This window comes from Vibrio scophthalmi LMG 19158 (genome assembly GCF_000222585.1).
GTDB lineage: Bacteria > Pseudomonadota > Gammaproteobacteria > Enterobacterales > Vibrionaceae > Vibrio > Vibrio scophthalmi.
On record NZ_AFWE01000078.1, the window covers coordinates 1 to 23,015 of the forward strand.

Here is a 23,015-nt window from a genome sequence, read left to right on the forward strand (position 1 = left end):
CAAAGTTGGAGCGAATCAAAAAGCCGAAAGCTGCCGGTTCTTACATCATCAAAGCTGTGGGTTATGCCGCGAAAGGTGCGAACGCAGACCAAGGGTTAATTAAAGGTAATCGCTATAACATTGCGAAGTGTTCTCGTGCGCCGGCTTGGGAAACTCTCGCTTCATTCGAAGTGGGGAATATGACGGCAATCATTAAAGAACTTGGCTACAAGCTTGAGCAATGGAAGAAACCCATAAAACGACAAATAGGAAAGTTGCAGGCGGCTAAGGCACAAACTATCAAAGCGAAGTCGATTGCTAAGAATCAGAATAAGCCACAAGACTATCAAAACCGTTTGTACCAACGAATCATTAGGTTAGAGAAGCAAGCAGAAAAGCTGAACCAAACCGTGAAAGATAGAGGAGTTTACGTTAGCTCTATCAATCGTTTTTGCATTACTTTTGAGGGGGAATGTTCAAAACAAAAAGTGGATGATTTCATGCTTTGGGCGGCAGGTGCTCGTGGTTGGTCACTGCAATGTCGCGACGTGGATATGAGCGATATAAAAAATAATGCGGATAGTTTTTATCATGATGAATTTTATAGATTTAAAGATAACCAAGCGTATTGGAAATCAGTTTTAAATGATCCGCTTCAACCGAACGAAGTGGACGATAGCGAAGTGAACTATTGGCTAAGCTTGACTGCTGATTACTTGGAAGGGCGATGCCAACCGATGTTGAATTAGAGCTTTGTAGATAGAACTCTCAGATATCGACATCTGAAAAATATGAACTAGAAACCTGTATGGATATACAGTATATTTTCACTGTTCATGGTAAGGGTATTGATATGGCAGAGAAAAAACAGCTGTTCCAACAAGCTCTAGAGCTGATTATTGATGGTGTTGCACTAAATACGACGGGTGGAAATCGAGCCCAGGTTGGTGCTTATCTTATGGGATTGGTGGTTGCTGATAACCAAGGCCAGCTGGATGCGGAAAAGGTAGAGGCGATTCAACTCATCATTGAGATGGCTGCTGAAACTGAAAGTCCAATGTTTAAGATGTCCTAGCCTTAGCACTAAGGGCTTGGACTCAATTTTGTTTGAGGAAGAGTCGAATGTTGATTACTTGCCCTAAGTGCGAAAGCAAATCTCGAATCGCAACATCAAGAGCGATGACCAAAGATACACGCGAAGCGTACTGTCAGTGTTTGAACCTAAACTGTGGAACGGTGTTTGTAACCTACACCTCAGTTCACCGAATCATCGAGCCAACAGGCGATAAGCCAAATCCAGAACTGCAGCCTGAATTATGTAAGGGCGATATTGATCAGATAGATATGTTTGATATTAAATTGAAGGAGCATAATATGCTCCCTTTATGAAATGGTGGGTGTTAGCTAAAGCTCAGAATCTAAAGTGATATTTAAAATAGAAACAGGCGTTTTTACATAAGCACCATGCTTATCTTTTACCTTGAATTCTATAATGTGTTCCTTGCGTTTCGTCACTTCTGCGGAGTAGTCTGCTTCTAAAAAATCAATCTTTACCCTTGGTGGCACTCGCATTGGGACAGATGTGATGATTTTTGATACTCCCGCACCGTTTGGAGAATAGAGTATTAAATCAGAGCTGCCAGTGATCTTTTTATGGTACTCGATTAATGCTTCTTTCTGTTCGAACTTTGGACTATTAAATAAGCCTCGAATCGGACCCATAACAATAAATGCTTCTTCCGGGTAACTATCAATATCAAAATTTTCTAGGTATACGGCGTAAACACTTAATAAACCCTCATATCTCAATGAAATATGAGGGACTTCAGGGGTATAAGTGTTTGGTGCCACTAAAATATGAAATGTGGCTCGGTTTTCGTTGCCAAACCATTCCACAACATGGTCTTTAGGCTTAGGTTCTGAATTCAGTAGATCAAGAGCCGATATTGTCGGAATAGACCAAGTCGCGATATGGTTTACTTGTGTGATATTTGATGTAGGTTCGAAGTATGCTGAACTGATGTCTGTGTCATGATACAGCACGGTTCCTGTGGCATGGTAGGATAGGCGTTTTTTCTTTAATCTTGGTTTTTCTGGAGTTTGATGCTTAATACCATTATCCGTCTTAACGAGTTTTTTTTCTGTTTCACCATCTCTAACAAGGCTAATGTAAACGGAGCCATCATTTTTATCTTCAATTTTAATATTAAGGAACTTGAATACATCGCCCTTATGTTCTAGGTAAATATTTGTACTCGACGCGTTAGCCATATCTTGACCTACTTCTTGTAATGATTAATTACAAGATAGTATGCGATAAAGCGTTTGATTAAGAAAGTTGGGAGGTTAAAACTTTGACCGATTCCTCGAAAAGTTAAAAACGCACAAAAACGATCTGCAAGGATCTCTAAATCCCCAATCTAAAACAGCCCTTGATTCAGTTCCCATAAGGGCTGTGGTCAAATATCCCTACCAATTTTAAATACACCTTTGAATGCGCGAAATTGCAGTGCTGAATTTTAGTGTGGAGGGGTGGGTGAGCCGACGCGAGTCCGAGAGCCAATATCCGCCACTTAAATTCTCAACCCTGCTGATTCTGCCGCTTTTCATCGTCACGAAGAGATTTTCATCTTATGTGGGAACGACAATACGAGCACGGTCGATGGAATGGGCACAAGCTCAATATCCTCTCTACTGCCATTGATGGTGGTAAGCGCCTGCACGTAAGTGAAATCCCATACGCAGATTTGCCACACATCAAAGTTATGGGTAGTAAGGCTAGGAATATAAACCTTGAGGTTATCTTTGTCGGTCCGAGCTCTCTGGTTGATTCCAATGCGTGTATTAGCAACTTGGAAGAATCACCAAAAGGAGAATTAGAGCACCCATGGCTTGGTGAGTTGGCTCTTGTCTTTAATACCTTCTCGCAGAGCATTAACACCAAGCGCGGCGTGGTGGTTTTAAGCCTAACGTTTTTACGTGCGGGAATTACGCCAACAATTGCAGCGCCTACGGTCGTTCGCTCTAAAGAGCAAGCCCGTATCGTGGAACAACTTTCAGCGAAGTCATTCAGCCACGACGTGCAAGCAATGGACGTGGCGGAAATCAATCAAACTCAAAATGATGCCAGCCAGGCATTGAATGTTCTTGTTGATATTACTAGCCGGCTTAATCTCGCTGACGACACCTTGCAAAGCATCAACCATGCAATTAACGAAGCGCTTTCCGTAGTAAGTAGCCTGAGTAATCAACCTGCAGAGTTCGCCAATTTGTTCAGTACCGCCGTAGATGCGGTTGCTGATGGCGTTCAATCAGAGCCAAGCTCTGCCAGTGAGGCGGTCGATAATTCACGTAATGCTCAAACATTGTTGTTAGGGCAAGTGAAGGACAAACCAACTTCTAACCACCACAACGTTCAAATGGTCACTGCAGCGGTGAAAGTAAGTAAAGATATTGCCGAGCTGGAGAAGGAAGAGCGTTTTGATGTCACCACCACAACTAAACAGCCTGCCATTATCCAAAGTGATTTAGCAGCATTGGTGAGCGGTGTTGATGATCGCATTAATGATGTGACCAGCGTTTCGACCATGGGAAGTATGGCGCTGTTTGATTCCCTGGTCGTGTTGAAAAGTAACGTGCAAAAGCAGCATGACAAAGTGATAGCGGGAAGAACGCCGCACCGAACGTTGCAAGCACCGCGCTTTAAGCCTGCTCTTGTCGTTGCTCATGATGAGTACACAAAAGAGAAAGTGGTGACCGCAATTAACTCACTCCAGCACCCTTTGTTCATGCGTGGTGACATTGCCGTGAGAGATGCCTAATGCAAAAGCTAACCATGCTAATAAGCGGTAATCAGTATCCTTTCTATCAGGCTGATTTGAAATACTCAGTAGAGCAACTGGCGCACACCTTTAGCTGCAAAATTCCGCCGATGAGAATAGAAAGCCCATTGCCCGTTGAGTTTCGCTTGGGTGAACGAGTCATTCTTACCGGGCAAGTTGACAAGGTCGATAGCGGCACTGCAACCAGTGCCAACGAGCTCTCTATTACTGGGCGCTCAAGAAGTGCCAACATGATTGATTCTCGCATCACTATGGATGCGTTGTATGACCAAAACGTTGAGAAGCTACTTCGTTCGCTGGCCAAGCCCTTTGGGTTAAGCGTGAAAAGCTTGGTGGGCTCGATGCCGCTCATCCCAGAGTTCCAAATTAATGCAGAGTCACCGGTTGAAAACGTCGCGCAAGTGATACGAGAGCAAGGCTTTATGTTGATTGAGAGAAACGGCGTGCTGACCATCGAAAATACTGCTCATGCCACGGTGCATGGGATTGGTTTATCAACCGATAGTAATGTTGAGTCATTGGATATCACCCGAACGTTCAACAAACAATTTCATCATATTGAAGTGCAAGGTGCTTGGGATGATGCCAGCGCAACTATCAAGATGCCTGGTATTAACAAAGCCAGAACGATGGTGATCATATGCGACCAATTACAAAGTGCCGAGGCTTGTTTGTCTCGAGCTCAGTATGAGCGTGATCTTGCTATCGCTGAGAGCTTAACGGTATCAACCAATATCTCTGACGTATTCCAAGAGCTTGCCATTGATGGATTAAACCGAGTAATTCGAGTCAGCGACAAAGAGCAGGGCTTCAATGAAATGTTGGTGATTAAAGGTTTAGGTCTATCGGTATCCGAAAGCTCTGCCAGTACCTCTGTCGAGTTGTTTCGCCCGTTTAAGGAGCAAAGCTATGCGTAAAGAGATGCAGCAAAGGCTCATGGCTCGAATCAAAAATGTCATTGGCACGGGAACGGTGACAGGGGCAACAACCAGCGTTCTGCAAATCAAAACCGCGACAGGGCGAACCAACGATCGAATTAAGCGCGTGCATAACTATGGCTTTATGAGCCGCCCTTTGGTTGGCGCAAAAACTTACAACCTCTTCTTAGGTGGCGTGACAGCGCGTGGTTTTACGGTCAACGTCGAAGATGAGCGCCATCAAATAGACTTAGAGCCTGGTGAGATTGCGATGCTTGATGATAAAGGCAACCTCGTTCACTTCACGGCAGGTGGTGTCAAAGTAAATTCCATCGCGAAGATAGAAATCATCTCAGCAAGTGAAACGAATGTGAGTGCGGCAAAAGTAAACGTAACCGCTCCAGACTCCACCTTTTCAGGCAACGTCGCTATTGGCGGAAACTTAATGGTCGCGGGTAGCGTTGGTGGTCAATCCGGTAAGTTCGGTGGTGTCAGTGTTGAAAAGCATGATCATAACTATGAAGACGATAGCACGAACAAAACGACCAAGGGGCCGAATAAAGCATGAAGCATTTTAATCTCAATGCGCTAACCGCTCCTACAAGTACGAAGGAAGGCATGAAACACGCGGTACTTCAGAGCATTTATAACCACGGTGAATCCACTCAAAATGACCGCTCACGCATGGGCAAGAATGAACGAGGAGGCACTTGGAGTAATGATTTGTTATCTATCGTTGGCTCGCGAGATTGGACACTACAACGAGAAAAGCTCACTGAACAAACGTTGAGCTTGGCCAAGCGCTTTATAGAAGAAGCATTGAGTTGGTTAATCAAACAAGGCTACGCCAAGGCGATTGAAGTTTTTGTGTGGGAAGAGAAGCCTAACCAAATGGGGTGCTCGGTCATCATCACACTGGTCGATGGCGAAAAATTTAAGGTACCACTATGAGTACGCAACGCAGCTTACAAGAGTTAATTGATCGCGCGAAATCCAATTTGATCGCGAAAACAGGGCAAAGTACCCCAGCGATAGATGCGATTGCTTGTGCCATTGCAGGTGTCAGTTATGGCCAATACGGTTATCAAGATTTACTGTTTCGAGAGCTTCACCCTGAAACCTGCTCTGAGCCTTGGCTCTACCTTCATGCGAATCGGCACAGTACTCCGCGTTTATTGCCTACCTTCGCAACGGGCTGTGTTGAGTTTGAAGAGTTGGGTGATGTCGTCGTTATTCCCAAAGGCCGATTACTCACTGATAACGCGGGTAATGAGTATGAAACCATCAAAGAACAATACAGCAATGTTCCAGTTGATGTGGTGGCGCTTACTTCTGGTCGCTCAAGTAATTTGCCAACGGGCAGCTTATTAAAACTCGCTGAAGGACTAAATGGAATCAACCCTAATAACGTGCGAAGTCTGGGTGTTGAAGGGGGCGCTGACATTGAAGCGGTAGAGCATTGGCGAGCTCGCGTTATCGTCGCTTTTGAAAAGAATGAGTTAGTCGGTAAGGCAGAAGATTATCATGAGTGGGCAATATCGGCTCACGCTGATGTGGACTTTGCTTGGGCATTAGATAACACGCCTGAGCGCGGGATGGTTGAAGTCTATATTGGTTCACGGCAAAGCAATCCGGCATTGACGAATGAAGTGATAAACCTAGTCCAAGAAACGTTTGAACACAATCGCCTAGCTGGGTGCCATCCCCGCGCTTTATTGCCTGAGCTCGTCCCGCTTACTGTCGAGATCCAAGGTATAGATGAACAATCTGTCCGTGATGATGTGCGTATTGCGTTAGAGACGCTTATAAAAACCAAGATGGGAAAAGTTCATAAAGTGGATAGCAATACTCGCGTTCCTGAATCCATCACGCCCACAGAAATTGTGCTCACTATCTCCGCGGTGACGAACAACTTTATTGTTCGACATCCGATAGAAGAAGTGAGCATTGCAAAAAATCAAATTCATGTATTAGGAGCGATAACGTGGACACCTCCGACTTAATCATTGAATACAGCGAAGGTGATTTTGCTGATGCGATTAGAGTGTTGCTACCCAAAGGTGAGTATTGGCAAGAGGCAGACAACCCAGAGCTAACCAATACCATTGAGGGCATGGCGGCAGACTTTAAAGCCACGCATGATGAAATCGAACTTTCACTACTGACTGATTTTCGAGAGCGCTCGTTTGGATGGAAGCTATCCGATTATCAAGGCTTGCTTGATAGTACAACGGGTAAGGGAGGCGGTAGCGTATTCGATAATGCCAGTTCTCCGAACCTGATTTATGCCGCTTTGAGCGATAGCGCTCGAGCCTATAGCAAAAAAGCATGGGAAGAGTTTGAGAAAAAACGCCTACCTCATACCGATATCGAGTGGCGGTTTCATTCTCGCGTGAGTTATTACCATCAGTTAGCGAATTATCGCCATATTCGAAATCTACATAGTTACGAGGTAACGCAATGAGTTTAGTTATTACTAATGCGGGGATTGCGGCGTCTATTCAAGCGGCTGAACTGGGCATTCAATATAAAATTACTCATATCAGTATTGGCAGTGAAGGTTATGTGCCTACAGCTAGCCAAACCGAATTACGGAATGAGATCCAGCGAAAAGTCATAACAAAGGGTGAGCAAATTAGCCTAGGCCAGTTGCACTTTGAAACAGTGTGGGATGGGCGAGAAGAATTTGAAGGCAAAGAGCTCGGCTACTGGCTTGAAGATGGCACTTTGTTTGCGGTCGATAGCCGTAATGGCGAGGTGATCACCTATAAGCGCGCCGATACCGTAGTGACTGAAGCGGTGGAATTAAATCTATCCGCCTCTTCACTGACAAATATCACGGTTGAATTGATGGGCTCACCTTTGGCCACTGAGCGTGTGGCGGGTATTGCTAAAATTGCGACTAATGAGCAAGTTGAGGCGGGAACCGAGGACCATGCATTCCTAACGGTAAAGAAACTGGTTTATTCCCTTGGTGTAACTCATGTCATAGAGAAGTTAGTTAGCACTCTTTGGCAACCGCTGATTGATAAAATGTGGCTACCTCTCGCTGAATTAATTTACCCGGTTGGTTGTCCAATCCCGTATCCAGGGGGTGAAGCCCCTCATGGATTTATGGCCTACATCGGGCAGCCGTTTGACAAAACAGTTTTTGTTAAGCTAGGGGAACGGTATCCAAGCGGCGTTATGCCAGATTTACGAAAAAGCTACATTCGAGGTCTAGGTAATGGTGAAACTGTTCTTTCTCGCAAAACTCAATCTGTTCAGCCTCTTGGGTTTCAATCAGATCCGCATACTCACGGAACAAACGCAACGGCTTATGGAACGATTAGGAATGGTTATGAGCGAACTACAGGCTATCCAGAATATCGAAGCTCGGCAAGTGTGTATTCAGCGACAGTCACTGGCCGAATTACTGGTACGGGTGATGAAACAAACCCTAATTCAATTCGTTTCCTATTCATTACAAGAGCAGCATAAATATGTATTACTCAAAAGATACAACAGAAACACTTTACCATTTTGATGATAATAAAGAGTTTACGCATGTCAGCTCTATGATGATCCGTAAGAACACAGGATTACCAGCTCAATGTACTTTACTCCCCCTCCCTGAGTACGACTCAGTCAATGAACGCTGTTATTTTATTAATGAACAATGGCAAAAGAGTGAGCTATTCGTTGGTCGGCAGTTTTGGAATGAGGAAGCGGTGTTGGATAACATTCAGACATTCTTACAAAAGATGCCTGAACGATATTCCATCATTAAGCCGCCAAAAGCAGAAAAGGGTTTTGTTGTTCGTTTAGTCGACAATATGTGGGTTCAGTTAGAAGACCATTCTGGAACACCAATATTTAAGATGGCGGACTGTCAAAAATCCAAGTTAGTGATTGAACTGGGTCCTATCGAGGCAGGATGGACAAATACCGTCCCTCTGACCCCGTGGGATGAGTGGATTGATGATGCTTGGGTTACTAACCAAAGCAAAAAATATATTGCTGACTATGATGCGGTTGATAGTAAGCGCCGCGCTTTGTATCGCGAAATGAGTGATCCACTCTATATGGAAAGCTACCGGAAAAAGGAAAACGGAGAGTTTGAGGAGGCGGCTATATTCAAGACTCAGGCTGATGCTGCCGTAAAAAACATACAAGTCAATAATCCTTTTCCGCCACCGCTAGTAAATTAAAGTTAATGCCAACCAGAACCCTTGCATTAATGCGGGGGTTTTCTACATCTATCAAATAGAATTCTCATCGATACAAGCGTTAAAACCTGCACTATACACTGGCGTCAATACGAATAAAAAATACTAGGGAAGTACTTGTATGAACGTTGGCAAAACAAGCTTGTTCACCACATTAAGTGCAATGTTAGCTGGCGTTTCTGCAGAAGATATTGCGCAAATCGTCGCCTTTACAGTTGCAACTATTTCAGGTTTGATGGCGATTCGCTACTACTGGACAAAAACCAAACTTACTCACTTACAGATCCAAGCTCTGAAAGGTGATTCAAATGAGTATTAAGCAGCGAGTTATTACCAGTGCGGTTTGCTCTGTCATGGCAGTGCTTGCCGTGGTGATGGAGAAAGAACCTGAGCTAAAAACCAGCCAAAAAGGACTTGCTCATATCGCTGATATGGAAGGTTGTCGGCTAAAAGCTTATCAATGTTCGGCGGATAAATGGACGGCGGGTTTAGGCCATACCGACGGCATAAGGCCAGATAGCAAAATCACTATCGACCAAGCCGCGGATTACTTCATTCAAGATATCGCCAAAGCAGAGCAGGTCGTCAATCGCGCCATGACCCAAGAGCCAACTCAGGGCGAGTACGACATGATGGTGAGTTTCGTTTTCAACTTGGGCGCCGGTAATTTCAAGCGTTCCACTTTGATCAAACAATTCAATACCGAACTCAATACACAAGCTTGCAACCAGTACCCCAGATGGGTGTATGTGAATGGTAAGGACTGCCGCATTGAAGAGAGTAACTGCGAAGGTATTGTGACCAGGCGAGAGATAGAGCAGAACGTCTGCCTGTATGGTTGGGACTCACCAAAAACTCGAGGGTTGTATGCTTACCAAAATTAGACTCATCGCTCTGTTTGTAGCTTTCACTGGCGTGGCGTATTTCTCTTACGACTATGGCGTATCAAGAACCATGATTGCAGCCAAAAAATCTCAAGATGAACTCTTTGCCAAATTGGAAGTAAAGCAGAATGAAGCGTATGAGTTGGCGGTTGAGCTCGCCAATCAAAAGCCCATTATTGAAATTGAATATCGAACCATTGAGAAAGAGGTGATCAAGTATGCTCAAGCGAACAGTGATAAGCAGTGTATTGTTAATGATGATGAGTGGTTGCGCGTCCGAGCCGACGCAGTGCGAGCGCATAATCGAGCAATCGGTATTCAGCAACCCGCCGCCATTCCTGATGGTGCCGCCAAAACCACTCGAAGTTCAAATGCCTACGAACGTGACGCCGAAGTCCTAGCTGAAGATGTACTGAATATTAAAACCTGCGCCGAGAATGCACAAAAACTCCGGTCACTTCAAACTTGGATAAAAACTCAGATTGTAGTGAATGAGTAAGATTGGCCATGAGTTTGGAAGCCATTAACATAAAAACTAGGTTATCCACTCCTCGTAACTCATTTCTGCCCCAAAATTACTTAGACTAAATAATCTACATATTTTAGGGGCTTGCGTTTTCCCAACCAAAACTTATCAAAAATGCAAGCGTTAGCTGAACCATTAGACATGCATCGAAATATAAAATGTGTTCTACATCATGTATTTGTACAACATCTAACTTTTGACTGTACTAATAATGAAGTATCATAAGTTAAGTTTATTTATCAATGCCACCTATTCGAGTGGTGTAGTTAATGGCCTTCAAATCCTGTCAGAACATAAGCTAAAGTTCTTAATATGAGACGTTGTTATGAAAAAAGATTTCTTCCTCTTAAATAAAAATAAGCACTATTTTGTTGCTACTGGTGATGTTGACACAAGTAAGTTAGTTGGTTGTACATTGTATGCAACACTATCCGATTTGTATGATGCCGCTGCAAATGCGCATAACCTTTCTGTGGATGAAATTGAAGGGACAGAGCTTGGTTTTACTGCCTTTGATGGTAAGTGGTTAAGCAACGAAATCATGGATATTGATGAGTTGGAAACTATGAGCATCGAAGAATATTTAAGTAATTACGAAGGATAGTCATTACACCTTTAATTCAAATTTGCTCACTGAGCACTAGCTGAATCTGCAATACCTGAAGTTATTCATGAATTGCTAATGTTCGATTTTCCAAAACTGATTTCTGTCCAATAATGTTGTAGAAACGACTTTTCTGGTTAAGTAGTTAAAGCAATGGCCAATTTTTATTGGCCATTGGATCAAGTCACAGGTTCTAGACTCACATAATCATTGGCTGTGATCACATTGGGCGCAACAAGCTCATTGAGCTCTTTGAGTGAATCAATCAATGGCAGCAATTCATTTTTATGAAACAGCCAGTCGACCTTATTCAAATCTAAAGAGGTAATACTTTCGCGGCGTACGCTCATCAACTCGATAGGTACGCGGTGCAATGCCAGTACATCATCTTTGGTTTGGTTCTTCACCTCTTTAAACGAGTCTTTGGCTTCAACTTGGCCGATAGGTTTTAGCTCGGGCGCTTTGGTGTCTTTGCCTTTGGCATTCACAAACATATTCTTAAACGCCATGCCTTCTTTCGCTTTGAGCTTCGCTTTGATCTCTTCTTCTTGATCTGGTGTCATTGTTGGTTCGTTCATGTAAAGCAGGTAACCCGCGTGCTGACCATTACGGTAGTATTGGCGGCGAAAGAGTGTGGCATCATCGTTGAGCCAAATGGAAGTAAGCCCGCTCACATGACCGGGTAAACCATACATCTCTTGAGCAATATCGTATTCAGACCAATGAAAAATCTGGTTGTGCTTAAAATCAATACGGCCAGTATCATCAAATGCTCTCGGTTTGTATGTCCAGGCTAAGTCTTCACGTCTGCGCATATACAAGGCTGGGATGTGTTTGAGTTGCACCGGTTTTCCCGTGCCGCCATACCCTCGAACCACCTGAAGGTAGCCATTACCAAAGGTTAAAAAGTCCTGAATAAAGCGCTTTAAATCTCGGCGTGACAGTAATGGGCTAACCGTGACGGCGTAGGCTAACGTGTTGCGTTTGAATTCAATTGCGCTGGAATGCATCGGGTTTACGCGCAATGCTTTTGCCAGCGTATCGAGTGCAACTGGCGGCTCGTATAGCCCGTCTATCAGTGCCACTTCAAGATAACTTAAAATGTCACTGTTCATCACGCTGACAGGATTCGAAAACTCAATATCAATCACTATGTTTCTCCTAGAAGAACGTTACGGTTGTATCGTTCTCGTTGTGTATATCAATCGGCTCCCAACGCATCACGTGCATTGAAGCCCAAGCAAGATCGGCATGTGAGCCCACCTTGCTGCGGTTAGAAATAAAGGTCACTTGGTTGCTGGCTTTGGTGGTGTGCTGGCGTATCATCAAAAACGAATGGACTAAATCGTCCCATTCACCATCAAACTGCAGGCGTCCGTCGTTGATGATTTCACGAGCTTTGTAGACCATCATTCGCTTCATCTCTGGCGAGTAATCCAGTTCAACCAAGCAGGGGTAAAATTTTCGAACCAATTCAGCTACCGCCGAGCCTACGCCACTGACATCCATCGCCATGTAGACAACGTTGTATTTTTCAGTGATCCCTTTGATGGCTTTTGCCTGGTCTTCGTAGCTTGAACCTTTCAAGCGAATGCGTTCAATGAAGCGGAATACGCCGCCTTTTTGTTTTGGTTTGAGCGAGACCACAAGACCAGCATCATCCGAGCCTTCACCTTGACCACCACCTCTTGGGTCATAGCCAACCAAAACCTCAGCGTTACCCACAGGGCGAGCTTTGTAGTGATCGACATCTTTCCAAAGTGAGGAATCCGCCTTACAAGCCAATAGCGCTTTAAGGGCAAAAATTGATGCCGAATCATCAAGGAAGACACAGCGAAGCAAGTTATTGAAAACGGTTTTATCTGGGTATTTACGGCGTAGTTTCTCCATGTTGAAGAACGTTGCGCCCTTAGCGATTGCATCATCAATGGTAATGATTTGGCGAAAGATACCATCTTCACTCAGTGAGCCGTGTTTTAAGCTCTCATGAGAGATATCAATCTTGAGCGCTTTCTTGCCTTGCCATTTCGGATAGGCCTCATGCGCTACCGTTGAAGGGGTCGATAAATACGTGGTGCGGTAGTTCGATTGAATCGACATGCCACCCGCGTAATCATCCAGCTCACCAAATTTGGGGATCCAGAACACTTCATCAAAATAGACGTGGCCATTAAAGCCTTGTGAGGTGCGGGCGTTGGTCGATAGAAAGTAAAGCGTCGCGCCATTCGATAGCTGCAGCTCGTCTTTACCTTTTAAGTCCACATCACCCAGCTCGAGCGCGAACCGGCGAATGTAGTTCTTAAATATTTCGGACTGCTTACGAGAGGCTGATAAAAACACCTGGTTGTCGCCATTAAGAATGGCATCTTCAAAAGCTTCAAATGCGAAGTAGTAGGTTAAGCCAATCTGACGAGATTTAAGGTAAAAACGGAATTCGTTGAGGTCGTCATTACACTTATGCGCGTGGATCTCTTTTTGATAATCAAAGAAGGTTTTCTCACGAAACTCTGTCAGTACATCGGCCGTAATATGCGAAATGTCGTTTTTGACCTTGTTTGGTTTTCTTCCACGTTTTGAGTCGCCATTATGGCCACGTCCGCGCGTTCGCTTGTTGTCAGCCTCGTCTCGTTTCCACTTTTGTTCGAGCAGCATGTTGAGCTCTTGCAGCTGCGCTTCGTGTTTGCAATCAATCCACATGAGATAAGCAATACGTTGGCGCAGCATCAATTCTACGGGCGCATCGTCCCGCATTTCTTTCCAGCCAAATTTTGAAATCCACTGTTGAACCGTTCGGGTGGCGACGCCGATTTTCTCCGCAACCTCGGCCGATTTGTGTTGGCGTAAATACAAACCCAATGCTTGGGTTTGTACTGAGGTGTATAGCGGCTGGTTTAACTCGGTAACTGCATTCGTATCCATGTTGGCATAGTGCTACAGCCGCCGTGATTACTCAGCTTGCGCTGTTTCTATATCCAATATCTAGAATCAGGATGAATACAAAAAGAGAAGGGCATTGGTTAGATTGGGATCATCGAATTTAGGAGAGTTCAGGCATGTTTCAATCACAGCCAATTTGTATTTTGCAGGCAGGTACCACCGTTGACGGCCGCATTATCGAGCAACACATCATTGATGAGATTGCGGAAAGTTATAGCCCCGAGGTGTACACCGCTCGCATTAACGAAGAGCACTTTGATTGGAGCTATAAATTTGGCTCAGTGCTTTCAGTGGAAAAGCGTGAAGACAAGCTGTTTGCGGTGTTAAAGCCTAACTCGATGCTGCTTCGCGTCGTCGAGCAAGGCCAGCTTCTGCATACTTCGTGTGAATACATTGAGAAGTTTTCTGATACGGGGAAAGCCTACCTCACCGGGTTAGCGCTTACCGATAAACCCGCCTCGTTAGGAACGACTCAAATTCATCTTTCCAGTAAAGAGGATGGCAAGGTGCAAGTGCACTCGAACTTCACCATTGAGCCAGAACAGCTCTCCCAACAAGACAACGAGGCTGATGCTTCGCTGTTCCAAAAATTCAAAAACTGGCTCAACAGTGAAACACCTACCGAGCAGTTCTCGCAACAAGAGGAAGAAGACGAAATGAGTAAAGAAACTGAAGAACTGCTCAAGCAAAGCGTTGAGCAAAATAAAGAGCTGAATGGCAAATTGGGATCGTTGATTGAGCATCTATCGGCTCAGAATAAGCCCGATGGTGAATCTGAAACTGAAGAGATTGAAGTGACCGAAAACAAAGAAGTCACTGAGCTGAAAGGTCAAGTACAAGAGCTCTCTTCCACGGTGACAGAGCTTAAGACCACATTAAGCAAAATCACTGATGATGGTGGGCGCCGACTCGCAGGCCAAGACAGCGAAGAAGAACCGTACCTATAAGCGTTTTCAAACTAATAACGAATTCAGTTGGATAAAACAATGGATAGAAATACAGAAGTTAAGCTCAGCGCTTACGTCAAAAAAATCGCAGAACAAAATGATGTTACTGACGCAACGCAAAAATTCAATGTGACGCCTAATGGTACACAGAAAATCATTGCCCAGATGCGTGAAGGAAACTGGTTCTTGAAGAAAATCAACGTTATCTCTGTGCAGAATCAAAAAGGTGAATCCATCGGTCTTGGCGTGACGGGCATGATTGCCAGCCGCACCGATACCTCGGGTGATGGCAAACGTACACCAAAAGACCATTCAAGCATGGGCGCGATGCCTTACATGTGTGAGCAGACCAACTTTGATACGGCAATTCGTTACGCCAAACTCGATGCCTGGGCGCACGACAAACGATTTAACCAAATCATCGCCTCCCATACTCGTGAGCAGATTGATGCTAACAAAATCACCATTGGTTGGTATGGCGAAAGTGTCGCCGCGAACACCAACGCACAAACCAACCCTAATGGGGAAGATGTGAATAAAGGGTGGTATCAGGCGATGCGTGATCACAACGCAGCTCGACTTCTTAAACAAGGCAAAACGCCAGGCGAAATTCGTATTGGTGAAGGCGGTGACTTCATTAACCTAGACCTAGCCGTACTTAACACGAAGAGCTTGCTGCATGATGCTTGTGAAAACGATTCAAACCTTGTGGCTATCATCGGCTCTGATCTACTGGCTTACGACAAAGCCAAGTTCTATGAAGCGCATGGCAATACGCCAAGTGAAAAAGGCAAGATCCAAGAGCTGCAAGTCATCGGTACCTATGGCGGTTTACCTGCAGTGAAAGTGCCTGGTTTCCCATCAACGGGCATCATGGTGACCAGTTACGACAACTTATCCATCTACATTCAAGAAGGTTCGATTCGCCGCTCTGCTGGTAAAAAGAACGATGAGAAAGACCAAGTTGAAAACTTCGAGTCGATGAACATGGCGTACGTGTTGGAAGAAGTCGGCAAAGCAGCGGCCATTGAGTTCAAGAACGTGAAACTCTGGATTAATGGTGCTTGGGTATAGACCCTTTTAACTAACACCCCCCAATGCAGGCTCTATCGCATTATCAATAAAGCTCAGGCTTTTGTTGTTATTTGCGTTTGGCTGCCTGCATTCCCTTTTACCTATTTTGAGGTGATCGCAGTGGAATTTGTCGGCGATAAAAACGACGTCTTTGGTTCAGAGCTACCGGCAACGGCGAAATATCCTGCCCTTAAAATGTCAGAGTTTCAGTCTCTGTTTAATTTCCTCAGTAATGAGACAGAGCCAGGCATTCTGCAGCAAGCCAAAGTATCCAGAATCAAATTGCACCGAGAGCTCTTAGCCGCCATCGAGCCGTTTACTGACTTGATGGAATTTTCGCAAGCCAAATTCGGTGATGAAGAGTCGGGTGAAACACTCTACAAACAAGCGGTGTTTTCACTGACCGCCAGTGCGCTTATCGGTATTCAACTCAGCACCAATGCCACAGCCGAGGCGGCGGATAGACAAGAAGCGTTAACGAGCAAAAAGCAGTATTGCGATGTGCATTATCGCCAAGCGGTCGATCTGCTGATTAATGGCAAAGAAACCTACTGTTTTGAGGTGGTGTAAATGGATGCCCTGCAAAACCTAACCGCCTTTTTTAAACAGCATGTCATCGATGCCAAGGGCCTTACTGTATGGGCAGAAGATGGCGCGGTGTTTTGTGGCCAAAGTGATGTTGTGGATGGTTTCGAGTTGGAATACACCGCAATTGTCTTTATTCAAGCAGCCACATTGAAGCCTCATGTGCTGTTTATGCATCTTGTGAATTGGCTAAACAAACATGATCCGGAGCGAGTAGAAAAAAACTTACCAGCACCAACGTTCGCGACCGAAATTCTCGATAACGGCAAGTGTGACATCAAGATAAAGATAGACCTACTTGAAAGCTATTCGCTTGAAGAAAGCGAGCAAGGGAGTTGGAAGCAACACGATACGCGCTATGACTGCATTAGTGATTTTGACTTAACCGTCACCACCGACGAGATCGATGAATTGCACGAGCTGGTTTATTTCGTTGGACATACCAATGATCTGCCATGCAACTGAGTAGCCCTGAGCAATTAACACAACTGGTTGAAAGTTTGGTGCTGGATGCCACTGAGAAGTTTGATCTTAATCGCCGAATGGCAAACCGAGCGAGGCAGTTTTTTCGTCAGCAAATTCGCTCTCAACGCGACATTGATAACAACCCTTATCAGTCACGCCGAAAGCGCAACATGTCGATAGTTTCTCGCGGTGTGCGTGGCAAGCATGGCGCTAAGCACCAGCGCAACCAAGTGGCGAGAAACACGTTAAACAACAAGAACATGCTACTTGGGATCTCAAAGTCACTTCGCACGCGTGTCAGTGATAAAGATTTTGAAGTGGGGTTAGTGGGCGTTGCTGGGTTAATCGGTAGAGAGCACAACGAAGGCTCTGAGGTGTCATTCACTACAAGAGTGAATGGTTACTTTGATAGCAATACAGGGCGCTGGCGAGGTGGCGTCGCAACCAAACGTAACTACACCATGACTCAGCGGACGTTCATTGGTTGGACTCCAGAACTTGAACGCGAGTTGATGGCTATGGCCGCTGAATATTTTGCATTAGAGGATTTTGAGTAATGGCAACCTTCAAGGTTAAACCACAAAAAGGGTTAACGGTTCGTGATCCTGAAACCAGAGAAGCGCTAAAAGCGGCTGGTGAAGAAAAACCACGAAATACTTATTGGCTGCGTCGAGTGAAAGACAAGTCAGTCACTGTTGTAGACGCGAAGAAAAATAACTCAACCAAGGAGACTGAATAATGAGTATCAGCTTCTCAGAAGTTCCGAATAATGCTCGCGTTCCGGGCATGTACGTTGAAATTGATAACAGCCTGGCAAACAGCGCCGAAGAGCAACAGCTTTGTCTTGTGATCGGTAATGCTGTGGCCAATGCACCAACAGCTGCGAATACCGTCAAACTCTGTATGGATGATGAAAAGGCAACGGCGCTGTTTGGTGCATCCGATATCGTTAGCATGGTGAAGTTCTTTCGCAAGCAAGATGAAACCATGCCTATCTACGCTGTGAGTGTTGAAGGCTCGGATACCATGTCAGCGTTAGCCGCACTCGGTGATAAGCAATATCACCACATTATGTGTTCGCTAAATGATGACACCACTATCCGTGATTTAGGTGAGTTTTTAGAAAGGCGTTATGACGCGCTCAATCAGATTCCTGGCATTGCTTATCTTCCTAAAAAGGGAACGCACGCGGAGCTTGTGACGTTCGGCACGAAAAGTAATTGTCCACTCATCAGCTTTATGTCGATTGATAGCCTGGGCAACTCAGCTAATGATCCGTTAACCGATGCAGAAGCCATTGGTGCGTGGGTTGGTCAGATTGCACCGTCATTGGCGAACGACCCTTGCCGTCCACTACAAACGCTTAAGTTAAACGGTGTTTACTCAACGGCTGAAAGTGAATTTGATTGGGCAGAGCGCAACCTATTGCTGCACGAAGGCATGGGCACTTACACCGTCACCGCAACTCAAGAGGTGCAAGTTGAGCGTCCGGTTACTGCCTATACAGAGAATGCTTCAGGTATTGCAGACAATAGTTATTTGGATGTAATGACGCCGGCAACGGCGATGTATTTCCGTCAAAAGCAACGTTCACGAATCTTGAGTAAATATGCTCGCCACAAAGTGGCCAAGGACGGGACCAAGTTCGCACCTGGTCAAGTCATCGTAACGCCAAGCATGTTCAAAAGTGAGCTGCTTGCGTTGTATCGAGAGCTTGAATACCAAGGCATCGTGCAAGATTTTGACGGCTACAAGAAGTCGCTCATTGTCGAACTTGATATGAACAATAAACAGCGCATCAATTATCAAGATTCACCGCAGTTCGTGAACGGTCTGATCATCGTTGCCGGTAAAATTCAGTTTAGGAAGTAAACCATGGGAACAAAAATTACTAGCCGTGCGGTGCTCAATGCTGGCTCACTCGGTCGTCTACCTATTAAAGAAGGCGCGGACATCGCTTTTGGTAACCTCAAACGTGAACCGGTGATGGGGGATGATGGCGTGTTAGGTTTCGGCGAATCTTATGACGAAGCGCCATCCATCAAATGCACCATTGCTCACGCAAAAAGCACCGATGAAGATGCGATTAAGAATTTCACGGATGAGAACGTCACGCTCGAAACCAACAGCGGTAAGGTGTATACGCTCATTGATGCTTGGGTGGGCGATCCGCTTTCATTGTCGATTAAAGATGGGCAACTGGAAGTGATGTTTTATGGCCATGAGCTTATTCCACAGTAAGGGCATTCCATGCTAGCGATATTACTTAAACGCCAAGCGGCGGAAAAATTAACCAATCAAAAAAGCATGCCAGTGATTGAAAAAATGGAGGCGAGTGAAAGCGCTCGTCCTACCTTGGTAGGTAAGTCCTGGGAAGAAACTCAAGTCATGCTTAAACAGGATTTGTCTTATCTAAGAACGCTAGCGGGTTCAAAAGAAAAAGACCCTTACAAAGAAGAGCTGATCAAAAAATACCGTCCATTGGTCGAGCAGCTTTTAGCGACGCATCAAGGTAACTATGGAAACCTTGAAGTGATGTGGTGGTTCTTTATTTGGCATGTGGATTTAGGTCAGTTTGAAGCTATCCACGATGATTTTCGCCAAGCCATTGGGGCTGGGTTAGAAGCGCCGGCTAATTGGAAAATGAATGGGCAAACAGCGTTTTGTGGCTATGTGTTCAAACATGCACACGAGGCTCAAACCAATAATGCTGAGTTCAAACGCGAGTATTTACTCAATGCGACTAAAGACATCCTCCGTGGTGAGCTCGCTACCAATGTGCCGCTTAAAGTAAAAATGTTCCGCTTAGTAGGGGATTGGTACGAAGAAGCCGGCGAAAAAGAACAGGCTCACAATTTGTTTGAATTAGTGATGAAGCTAGACCCGAGCAAAGGTGGCCGAAAAGGTAAGTTAAAAGATCTGAAACAGGAGCTAGGTTATGACCAACCCAATTAAAGATAAAGGGCAAACCAAAGTGGTGACACTGGCAGAGCCTATCGAAAAAGAAGTTAAAGGTGAGATGGTGACCATTGAAAAGGTAGAGCTCACCAAACCACACTCTGGCCACTTACGAGGTGTGAACCTCAATGATATTTGCCAGGCGGATTTTGATGCGGGTAAAACGGTGATCCCTCGAATCTCCGAATTAGATGAACGCGATATGCTTAATCTCGACCCTGCAAACTGGGCGCCATTATTAACGGCGCTCGCCACTTTTTTCGTAAATACGGGACGTTAATTGAAGAGCTGCCGTTCGTAGAGCCTATTTATGCTGACTTAGCCATAGCGTTCCGGTGGCAACCCAGTGAAATAGACAGGCTGACCTTTGATGAACTTTTACGATTTCATCAGTTGGCGATAGATCGATGTCACCAGGAGAGCAATTAGCTCTCCTTTTTTGTAAAGGATGCATGATGAAAATGAATCTTTCAGTAGTGATGGGCATCATCAACCAAACTGCTGCACCACTCAAACAAATGAGCAAAGACAGTAATGTTTATGCTGATTCCATCAAGAAAATCGAAGAGAAGCAGAAAGACCAATCTGCTGCACTGGGCATGATCGATTCGTTTCGTAAAACGCGCGAGATCATGAATAAAAATGCTCTGGCTATCGCGGCCACGAATGAAAAACTCGATGAATTAAAAAGCAAAGCGGCCAGTGCGCAAAACCCTAGCGCCGCGCTCACTGAAAAGATAACCAAACAACGCGAAAAGCTGTTAGCGCTCAATGATGCTCAAGATGACAGCAAAGACCGCTTGATAAAGCTTAGTAACCAACTCAAGAAGACAGGCGTGAACATGCTTGATCTTGACGGCTCAAGTGACAAGTTGAACCAGAGCTATAAAAAGCACGGCAAAGAAATCAAGCTTCTTTCGAAAAAGTATGCCCATCTTCAAACGGTCATGAAGCTCCCTCGAGGTTTAAACAAAGCCTTAAAAATGCCAACGATGGAAGGGGCGAAAAACGGCGCGCTCGCGGCAACGGGGGTAATGGGTTCAATGGCGGGGTTTGGGCTTATCATCAATGATACGGCCAATGAGCTTGATGAATTGAGACGCTCGGCTGAGCATATTGAATTGCCTATTGCTGAACTGCAGGCGATGCGTCTACAAGCGACGCAGGCGGGTGCGGAAGCCGAAGATATGGATGCGGCAATCAAAGAAATGGCATTACGCTGGGGTGAGATGAAAACCTTCAAAAGCGGCGCTATGAATGATTTCTTCAAAGATACCGGCAATCAAAAAGCTTATGACGATTTGATGAAGGCAAAAGACGCCAGTGAAGCTTACCAAGTGCTGCTAAGAGAAATTGCCAACGAGACCGATGTGTCAAAGCAAGGCTTTATGGCTGATGAGTTCTTTGGTGGCGACAGCGAGAAAATTCTCACCATGCTGAAAAGCGGCACTGAAGGTTATGAAAAGGCCAAGCAACTGCTCAATGATACCGGTGGTGCGGTTGACCCAGAATCGACTGAGAATGCAAAAGCATTTAATGCCTCTATGGTCAAACTGAGTGCGATCGTTAATTCACTCAAAATTAGTGCGCTAACGCCTATCATGGGTGAGTTGTCATCACTGATGGAAGAACTTGCCATCAACATGAAGAGTATGGATTGGCGCGACGATAAAATTGCAGAGCTGAGAGCAATAGTAACCGGTACGTTTAACGCCTTTCGGACTTTAGGTGGTGGCGTTCTTTGGATGGGCGAGAACATGAACACGGTGATTGGCGCGTTACTGGGCGTCAAACTGGCTTTGATTGGTATTAACGCTGTCGCGTTGGCAAACCCACTTGGTCCGTTCATCATCGCGATTGGCGCCATCATTGCGGGCGTTGGTTTGTTGATTGACCACTTTGGCGGTTTAACCGCGATAATGGATAACGTTAAATCGTTCTGGAATGGCATTTGGGGCGATGATGAAGAGGGCGACAAGACTAAACAGCAAGCCAAGATGAGCAAGCAACTTCAAAGCAAAAATGCAGCGGCGGAGGTAACATACAGCCAAACACGCTCAGAAGGCTATGAGCGTTATAAGCAGCATGGTGGCAAGTCTTATAATTCGGATGTGGATTTAGGCTATCAAGCGATAACGCAATCAGGTCAATCTAATGCTTATCAGCCGATTAAAAACCAAAGCTTGAATAGTAAATCAGAGGTCGCGCTGACCATAAAATCAGATAAACCGGTTACCGTGGACAAAGCAAAGTCAGAGAAAGGCACTGAACTGAATCTGGATGTTGGAAATATGAGTATGAGCTACTAAAAGATAAAAAAAGGTCGATCAGTATGGCTATCTGGTCGACCTATCCAAACGCAGCAAGCAAAGGCGTTTAAACTGTTAATTGAATTTATACATCATTTAGATGCGTAGTTGAATAGCAGTACTATAAACATACGATGAAAACTGTATGTCATTGTAATTTTGTAGTTTGTTAGCTTATCAAGAACGCGACGTTAGACTATTTATGCAAGTAGGAAAGGTGAGAAAGTGACTACATTATGACTACAGAGGGCGTAATTCAGAGGTAAAGAGCGCTATTAAACGCACTTTAACTGTGTTTATATACAGTGCTGTTTTTTCTAAATGTTTGATTTAATTGTATTTTGATGAATAAATTCAAGTTCTACGGCATGTCTTCACAGTCAGCGATGGCGAAGCACTCTGGCGGCGTTGCAAAATACCGCGCAGCTGAAGGTAAAACCGTACTATTGCCATTCCGTGGCACAGTGCACGACACTATCTCTGACATCCTTGGCGGCGTACGTTCAACCTGTACATACGTAGGCGCAGCAAAGCTTAAAGAGCTAACGAAGCGTACGACATTCATCCGCGTACAAGAGCAAGAGAACAACGTATTCGGTAAAGAGTGATTCGGTCACTTTCGTAAAGTTCGAATAATTAAGAGCCGCTTTTAGCGGCTCTTTTTTTGCCTGAAACTTGGCAAGTGTTTAGGACTATTGTATTAATCATCAAATTTGCCCGACTAAAAGTATAGTAGTTCAAGAGTAGATACCGTCTGCGTTTGTTATCATCGAATAAAAC

General features: G+C 44.9%; 29 protein-coding genes and 2 pseudogenes. 28 read left to right on the top strand and 3 right to left on the bottom strand.

All coding sequences use genetic code 11. The features are described 5' to 3' along the window. From RH88_RS06425 to RH88_RS06435, 3 genes and pseudogenes are all read left to right on the top strand, one after another. Positions 1 to 728: pseudogene (locus RH88_RS06425) on the top strand (hypothetical protein); the annotation flags it as partial. A 59-nt stretch (positions 729 to 787) separates the two neighbouring features. After that, positions 788 to 1,054: a hypothetical protein gene (locus RH88_RS06430; protein ID WP_005594329.1), complete on the top strand. Its 267-nt coding sequence runs from the start codon at positions 788 to 790 to the stop codon at positions 1,052 to 1,054. A 47-nt stretch (positions 1,055 to 1,101) separates the two neighbouring features. Next, the gene (locus tag RH88_RS06435; RefSeq protein WP_005594331.1) at positions 1,102 to 1,368 is read left to right on the top strand and encodes an Ogr/Delta-like zinc finger protein; all 267 of its coding nucleotides are present in this window, start codon (positions 1,102 to 1,104) and stop codon (positions 1,366 to 1,368) included. A 15-nt stretch (positions 1,369 to 1,383) separates the two neighbouring features. Here RH88_RS06435 and RH88_RS06440 read toward each other — a convergent pair whose 3' ends face one another. Next, positions 1,384 to 2,250: a hypothetical protein gene (locus RH88_RS06440; RefSeq protein WP_005594333.1), complete on the bottom strand. Its 867-nt coding sequence runs from the start codon at positions 2,248 to 2,250 to the stop codon at positions 1,384 to 1,386. 362 nt (positions 2,251 to 2,612) lie between these two features. Between RH88_RS06440 and RH88_RS06445 the strand changes: the two genes are divergently transcribed. From RH88_RS06445 to RH88_RS06500, 12 genes are all read left to right on the top strand, one after another. Next, positions 2,613 to 3,800: a DNA circularization N-terminal domain-containing protein gene (locus RH88_RS06445; RefSeq protein WP_005594334.1), complete on the top strand. Its 1,188-nt coding sequence runs from the start codon at positions 2,613 to 2,615 to the stop codon at positions 3,798 to 3,800. Continuing rightward, on the top strand, positions 3,800 to 4,738 hold the full coding sequence (locus RH88_RS06450) for a hypothetical protein (RefSeq protein ID WP_005594336.1): 939 nt from the start codon (positions 3,800 to 3,802) through the stop codon (positions 4,736 to 4,738). Before RH88_RS06445 ends, RH88_RS06450 begins: the two co-directional genes overlap by 1 nt. After that, the gene (locus tag RH88_RS06455) at positions 4,731 to 5,306 is read left to right on the top strand and encodes a phage baseplate assembly protein domain-containing protein (RefSeq protein ID WP_005594337.1); all 576 of its coding nucleotides are present in this window, start codon (positions 4,731 to 4,733) and stop codon (positions 5,304 to 5,306) included. Before RH88_RS06450 ends, RH88_RS06455 begins: the two co-directional genes overlap by 8 nt. Next, positions 5,303 to 5,689: a phage GP46 family protein gene (locus tag RH88_RS06460; protein ID WP_005594338.1), complete on the top strand. Its 387-nt coding sequence runs from the start codon at positions 5,303 to 5,305 to the stop codon at positions 5,687 to 5,689. The genes RH88_RS06455 and RH88_RS06460 overlap by 4 nt, the downstream gene beginning before the upstream one ends. Next, entirely contained in the window at positions 5,686 to 6,741 is a 1,056-nt protein-coding gene (locus RH88_RS06465; RefSeq protein ID WP_005594339.1) for a baseplate J/gp47 family protein, read from the top strand. The genes RH88_RS06460 and RH88_RS06465 overlap by 4 nt, the downstream gene beginning before the upstream one ends. Beyond that, the gene (locus RH88_RS06470) at positions 6,723 to 7,202 is read left to right on the top strand and encodes a hypothetical protein (protein ID WP_005594341.1); all 480 of its coding nucleotides are present in this window, start codon (positions 6,723 to 6,725) and stop codon (positions 7,200 to 7,202) included. Before RH88_RS06465 ends, RH88_RS06470 begins: the two co-directional genes overlap by 19 nt. After that, a complete protein-coding gene (locus RH88_RS06475; RefSeq protein ID WP_005594342.1) occupies positions 7,199 to 8,218 on the top strand; it encodes a phage tail-collar fiber domain-containing protein in 1,020 nt (339 codons plus the stop codon). Before RH88_RS06470 ends, RH88_RS06475 begins: the two co-directional genes overlap by 4 nt. A 2-nt stretch (positions 8,219 to 8,220) precedes the next feature. After that, on the top strand, positions 8,221 to 8,928 hold the full coding sequence (locus tag RH88_RS22710; protein ID WP_005594343.1) for a hypothetical protein: 708 nt from the start codon (positions 8,221 to 8,223) through the stop codon (positions 8,926 to 8,928). A gap of 139 nt (positions 8,929 to 9,067) precedes the next feature. Further along, positions 9,068 to 9,265, top strand: a complete 198-nt coding sequence (locus tag RH88_RS06485) for a hypothetical protein (protein ID WP_005594344.1) — start codon at positions 9,068 to 9,070, stop codon at positions 9,263 to 9,265. Then, positions 9,255 to 9,830, top strand: coding sequence for a lysozyme (locus RH88_RS06490; protein WP_005594345.1), 576 nt, complete (start codon positions 9,255 to 9,257; stop codon positions 9,828 to 9,830). The genes RH88_RS06485 and RH88_RS06490 overlap by 11 nt, the downstream gene beginning before the upstream one ends. Beyond that, entirely contained in the window at positions 9,814 to 10,329 is a 516-nt protein-coding gene (locus tag RH88_RS06495; protein WP_005594347.1) for a hypothetical protein, read from the top strand. The genes RH88_RS06490 and RH88_RS06495 overlap by 17 nt, the downstream gene beginning before the upstream one ends. 352 nt (positions 10,330 to 10,681) lie before the next feature. Beyond that, complete coding sequence (locus RH88_RS06500) at positions 10,682 to 10,960, top strand: hypothetical protein (RefSeq protein WP_005594349.1); 279 nt, start codon at positions 10,682 to 10,684, stop codon at positions 10,958 to 10,960. 179 nt (positions 10,961 to 11,139) lie between these two features. Here the strand turns inward: RH88_RS06500 and RH88_RS06505 are convergent, their stop codons facing one another. Further along, positions 11,140 to 12,111 (bottom strand): phage portal protein, encoded by a 972-nt coding sequence (locus RH88_RS06505; RefSeq protein ID WP_005594354.1) that lies wholly within the window; start codon positions 12,109 to 12,111, stop codon positions 11,140 to 11,142. Between the two features lie 10 nt (positions 12,112 to 12,121). Continuing rightward, positions 12,122 to 13,879 (bottom strand): terminase large subunit domain-containing protein, encoded by a 1,758-nt coding sequence (locus RH88_RS06510; RefSeq protein WP_005594356.1) that lies wholly within the window; start codon positions 13,877 to 13,879, stop codon positions 12,122 to 12,124. Positions 13,880 to 14,013: 134 nt separating this feature from the next. Between RH88_RS06510 and RH88_RS06515 the strand changes: the two genes are divergently transcribed. The 13 genes and pseudogenes from RH88_RS06515 to RH88_RS06570 form a co-directional block, all read left to right on the top strand. Beyond that, a complete protein-coding gene (locus RH88_RS06515; RefSeq protein ID WP_005594358.1) occupies positions 14,014 to 14,844 on the top strand; it encodes a GPO family capsid scaffolding protein in 831 nt (276 codons plus the stop codon). Between the two features lie 39 nt (positions 14,845 to 14,883). Then, positions 14,884 to 15,918, top strand: coding sequence for a phage major capsid protein, P2 family (locus RH88_RS06520; protein ID WP_005594359.1), 1,035 nt, complete (start codon positions 14,884 to 14,886; stop codon positions 15,916 to 15,918). A gap of 120 nt (positions 15,919 to 16,038) precedes the next feature. Then, positions 16,039 to 16,488 carry a head completion/stabilization protein gene (locus RH88_RS06525; RefSeq protein WP_005594360.1) on the top strand — a complete coding sequence of 150 codons (450 nt, stop codon included), beginning with the start codon at positions 16,039 to 16,041 and terminating at the stop codon, positions 16,486 to 16,488. Then, entirely contained in the window at positions 16,489 to 16,968 is a 480-nt protein-coding gene (locus RH88_RS06530) for a phage tail protein (protein WP_005594361.1), read from the top strand. Beyond that, the gene (locus RH88_RS06535; RefSeq protein WP_005594362.1) at positions 16,959 to 17,525 is read left to right on the top strand and encodes a phage virion morphogenesis protein; all 567 of its coding nucleotides are present in this window, start codon (positions 16,959 to 16,961) and stop codon (positions 17,523 to 17,525) included. Before RH88_RS06530 ends, RH88_RS06535 begins: the two co-directional genes overlap by 10 nt. After that, on the top strand, positions 17,525 to 17,707 hold the full coding sequence (locus RH88_RS06540) for a DUF2635 domain-containing protein (protein ID WP_005594363.1): 183 nt from the start codon (positions 17,525 to 17,527) through the stop codon (positions 17,705 to 17,707). The genes RH88_RS06535 and RH88_RS06540 overlap by 1 nt, the downstream gene beginning before the upstream one ends. Next, on the top strand, positions 17,707 to 18,840 hold the full coding sequence (locus tag RH88_RS06545; RefSeq protein ID WP_005594364.1) for a phage tail sheath subtilisin-like domain-containing protein: 1,134 nt from the start codon (positions 17,707 to 17,709) through the stop codon (positions 18,838 to 18,840). The genes RH88_RS06540 and RH88_RS06545 overlap by 1 nt, the downstream gene beginning before the upstream one ends. Positions 18,841 to 18,843: 3 nt before the next feature. Further along, on the top strand, positions 18,844 to 19,209 hold the full coding sequence (locus RH88_RS06550) for a phage tail tube protein (RefSeq protein ID WP_005594367.1): 366 nt from the start codon (positions 18,844 to 18,846) through the stop codon (positions 19,207 to 19,209). 9 nt (positions 19,210 to 19,218) lie between these two features. Further along, positions 19,219 to 19,923, top strand: coding sequence for a phage terminase small subunit (gpM, locus tag RH88_RS06555; protein ID WP_005594369.1), 705 nt, complete (start codon positions 19,219 to 19,221; stop codon positions 19,921 to 19,923). Continuing rightward, entirely contained in the window at positions 19,907 to 20,206 is a 300-nt protein-coding gene (locus RH88_RS06560; RefSeq protein ID WP_005594371.1) for a phage tail assembly protein, read from the top strand. Before gpM ends, RH88_RS06560 begins: the two co-directional genes overlap by 17 nt. Positions 20,207 to 20,250: 44 nt before the next feature. After that, positions 20,251 to 20,355, top strand: coding sequence for a GpE family phage tail protein (locus RH88_RS24155; protein ID WP_138944258.1), 105 nt, complete (start codon positions 20,251 to 20,253; stop codon positions 20,353 to 20,355). 26 nt (positions 20,356 to 20,381) lie between these two features. Continuing rightward, positions 20,382 to 22,235: a phage tail tape measure protein gene (locus tag RH88_RS06565; RefSeq protein WP_005594373.1), complete on the top strand. Its 1,854-nt coding sequence runs from the start codon at positions 20,382 to 20,384 to the stop codon at positions 22,233 to 22,235. A 356-nt stretch (positions 22,236 to 22,591) separates the two neighbouring features. Further along, positions 22,592 to 22,843, top strand: a pseudogene (locus RH88_RS06570) (IMP dehydrogenase); the annotation flags it as partial. Positions 22,844 to 23,015 lie beyond the last annotated feature (172 nt).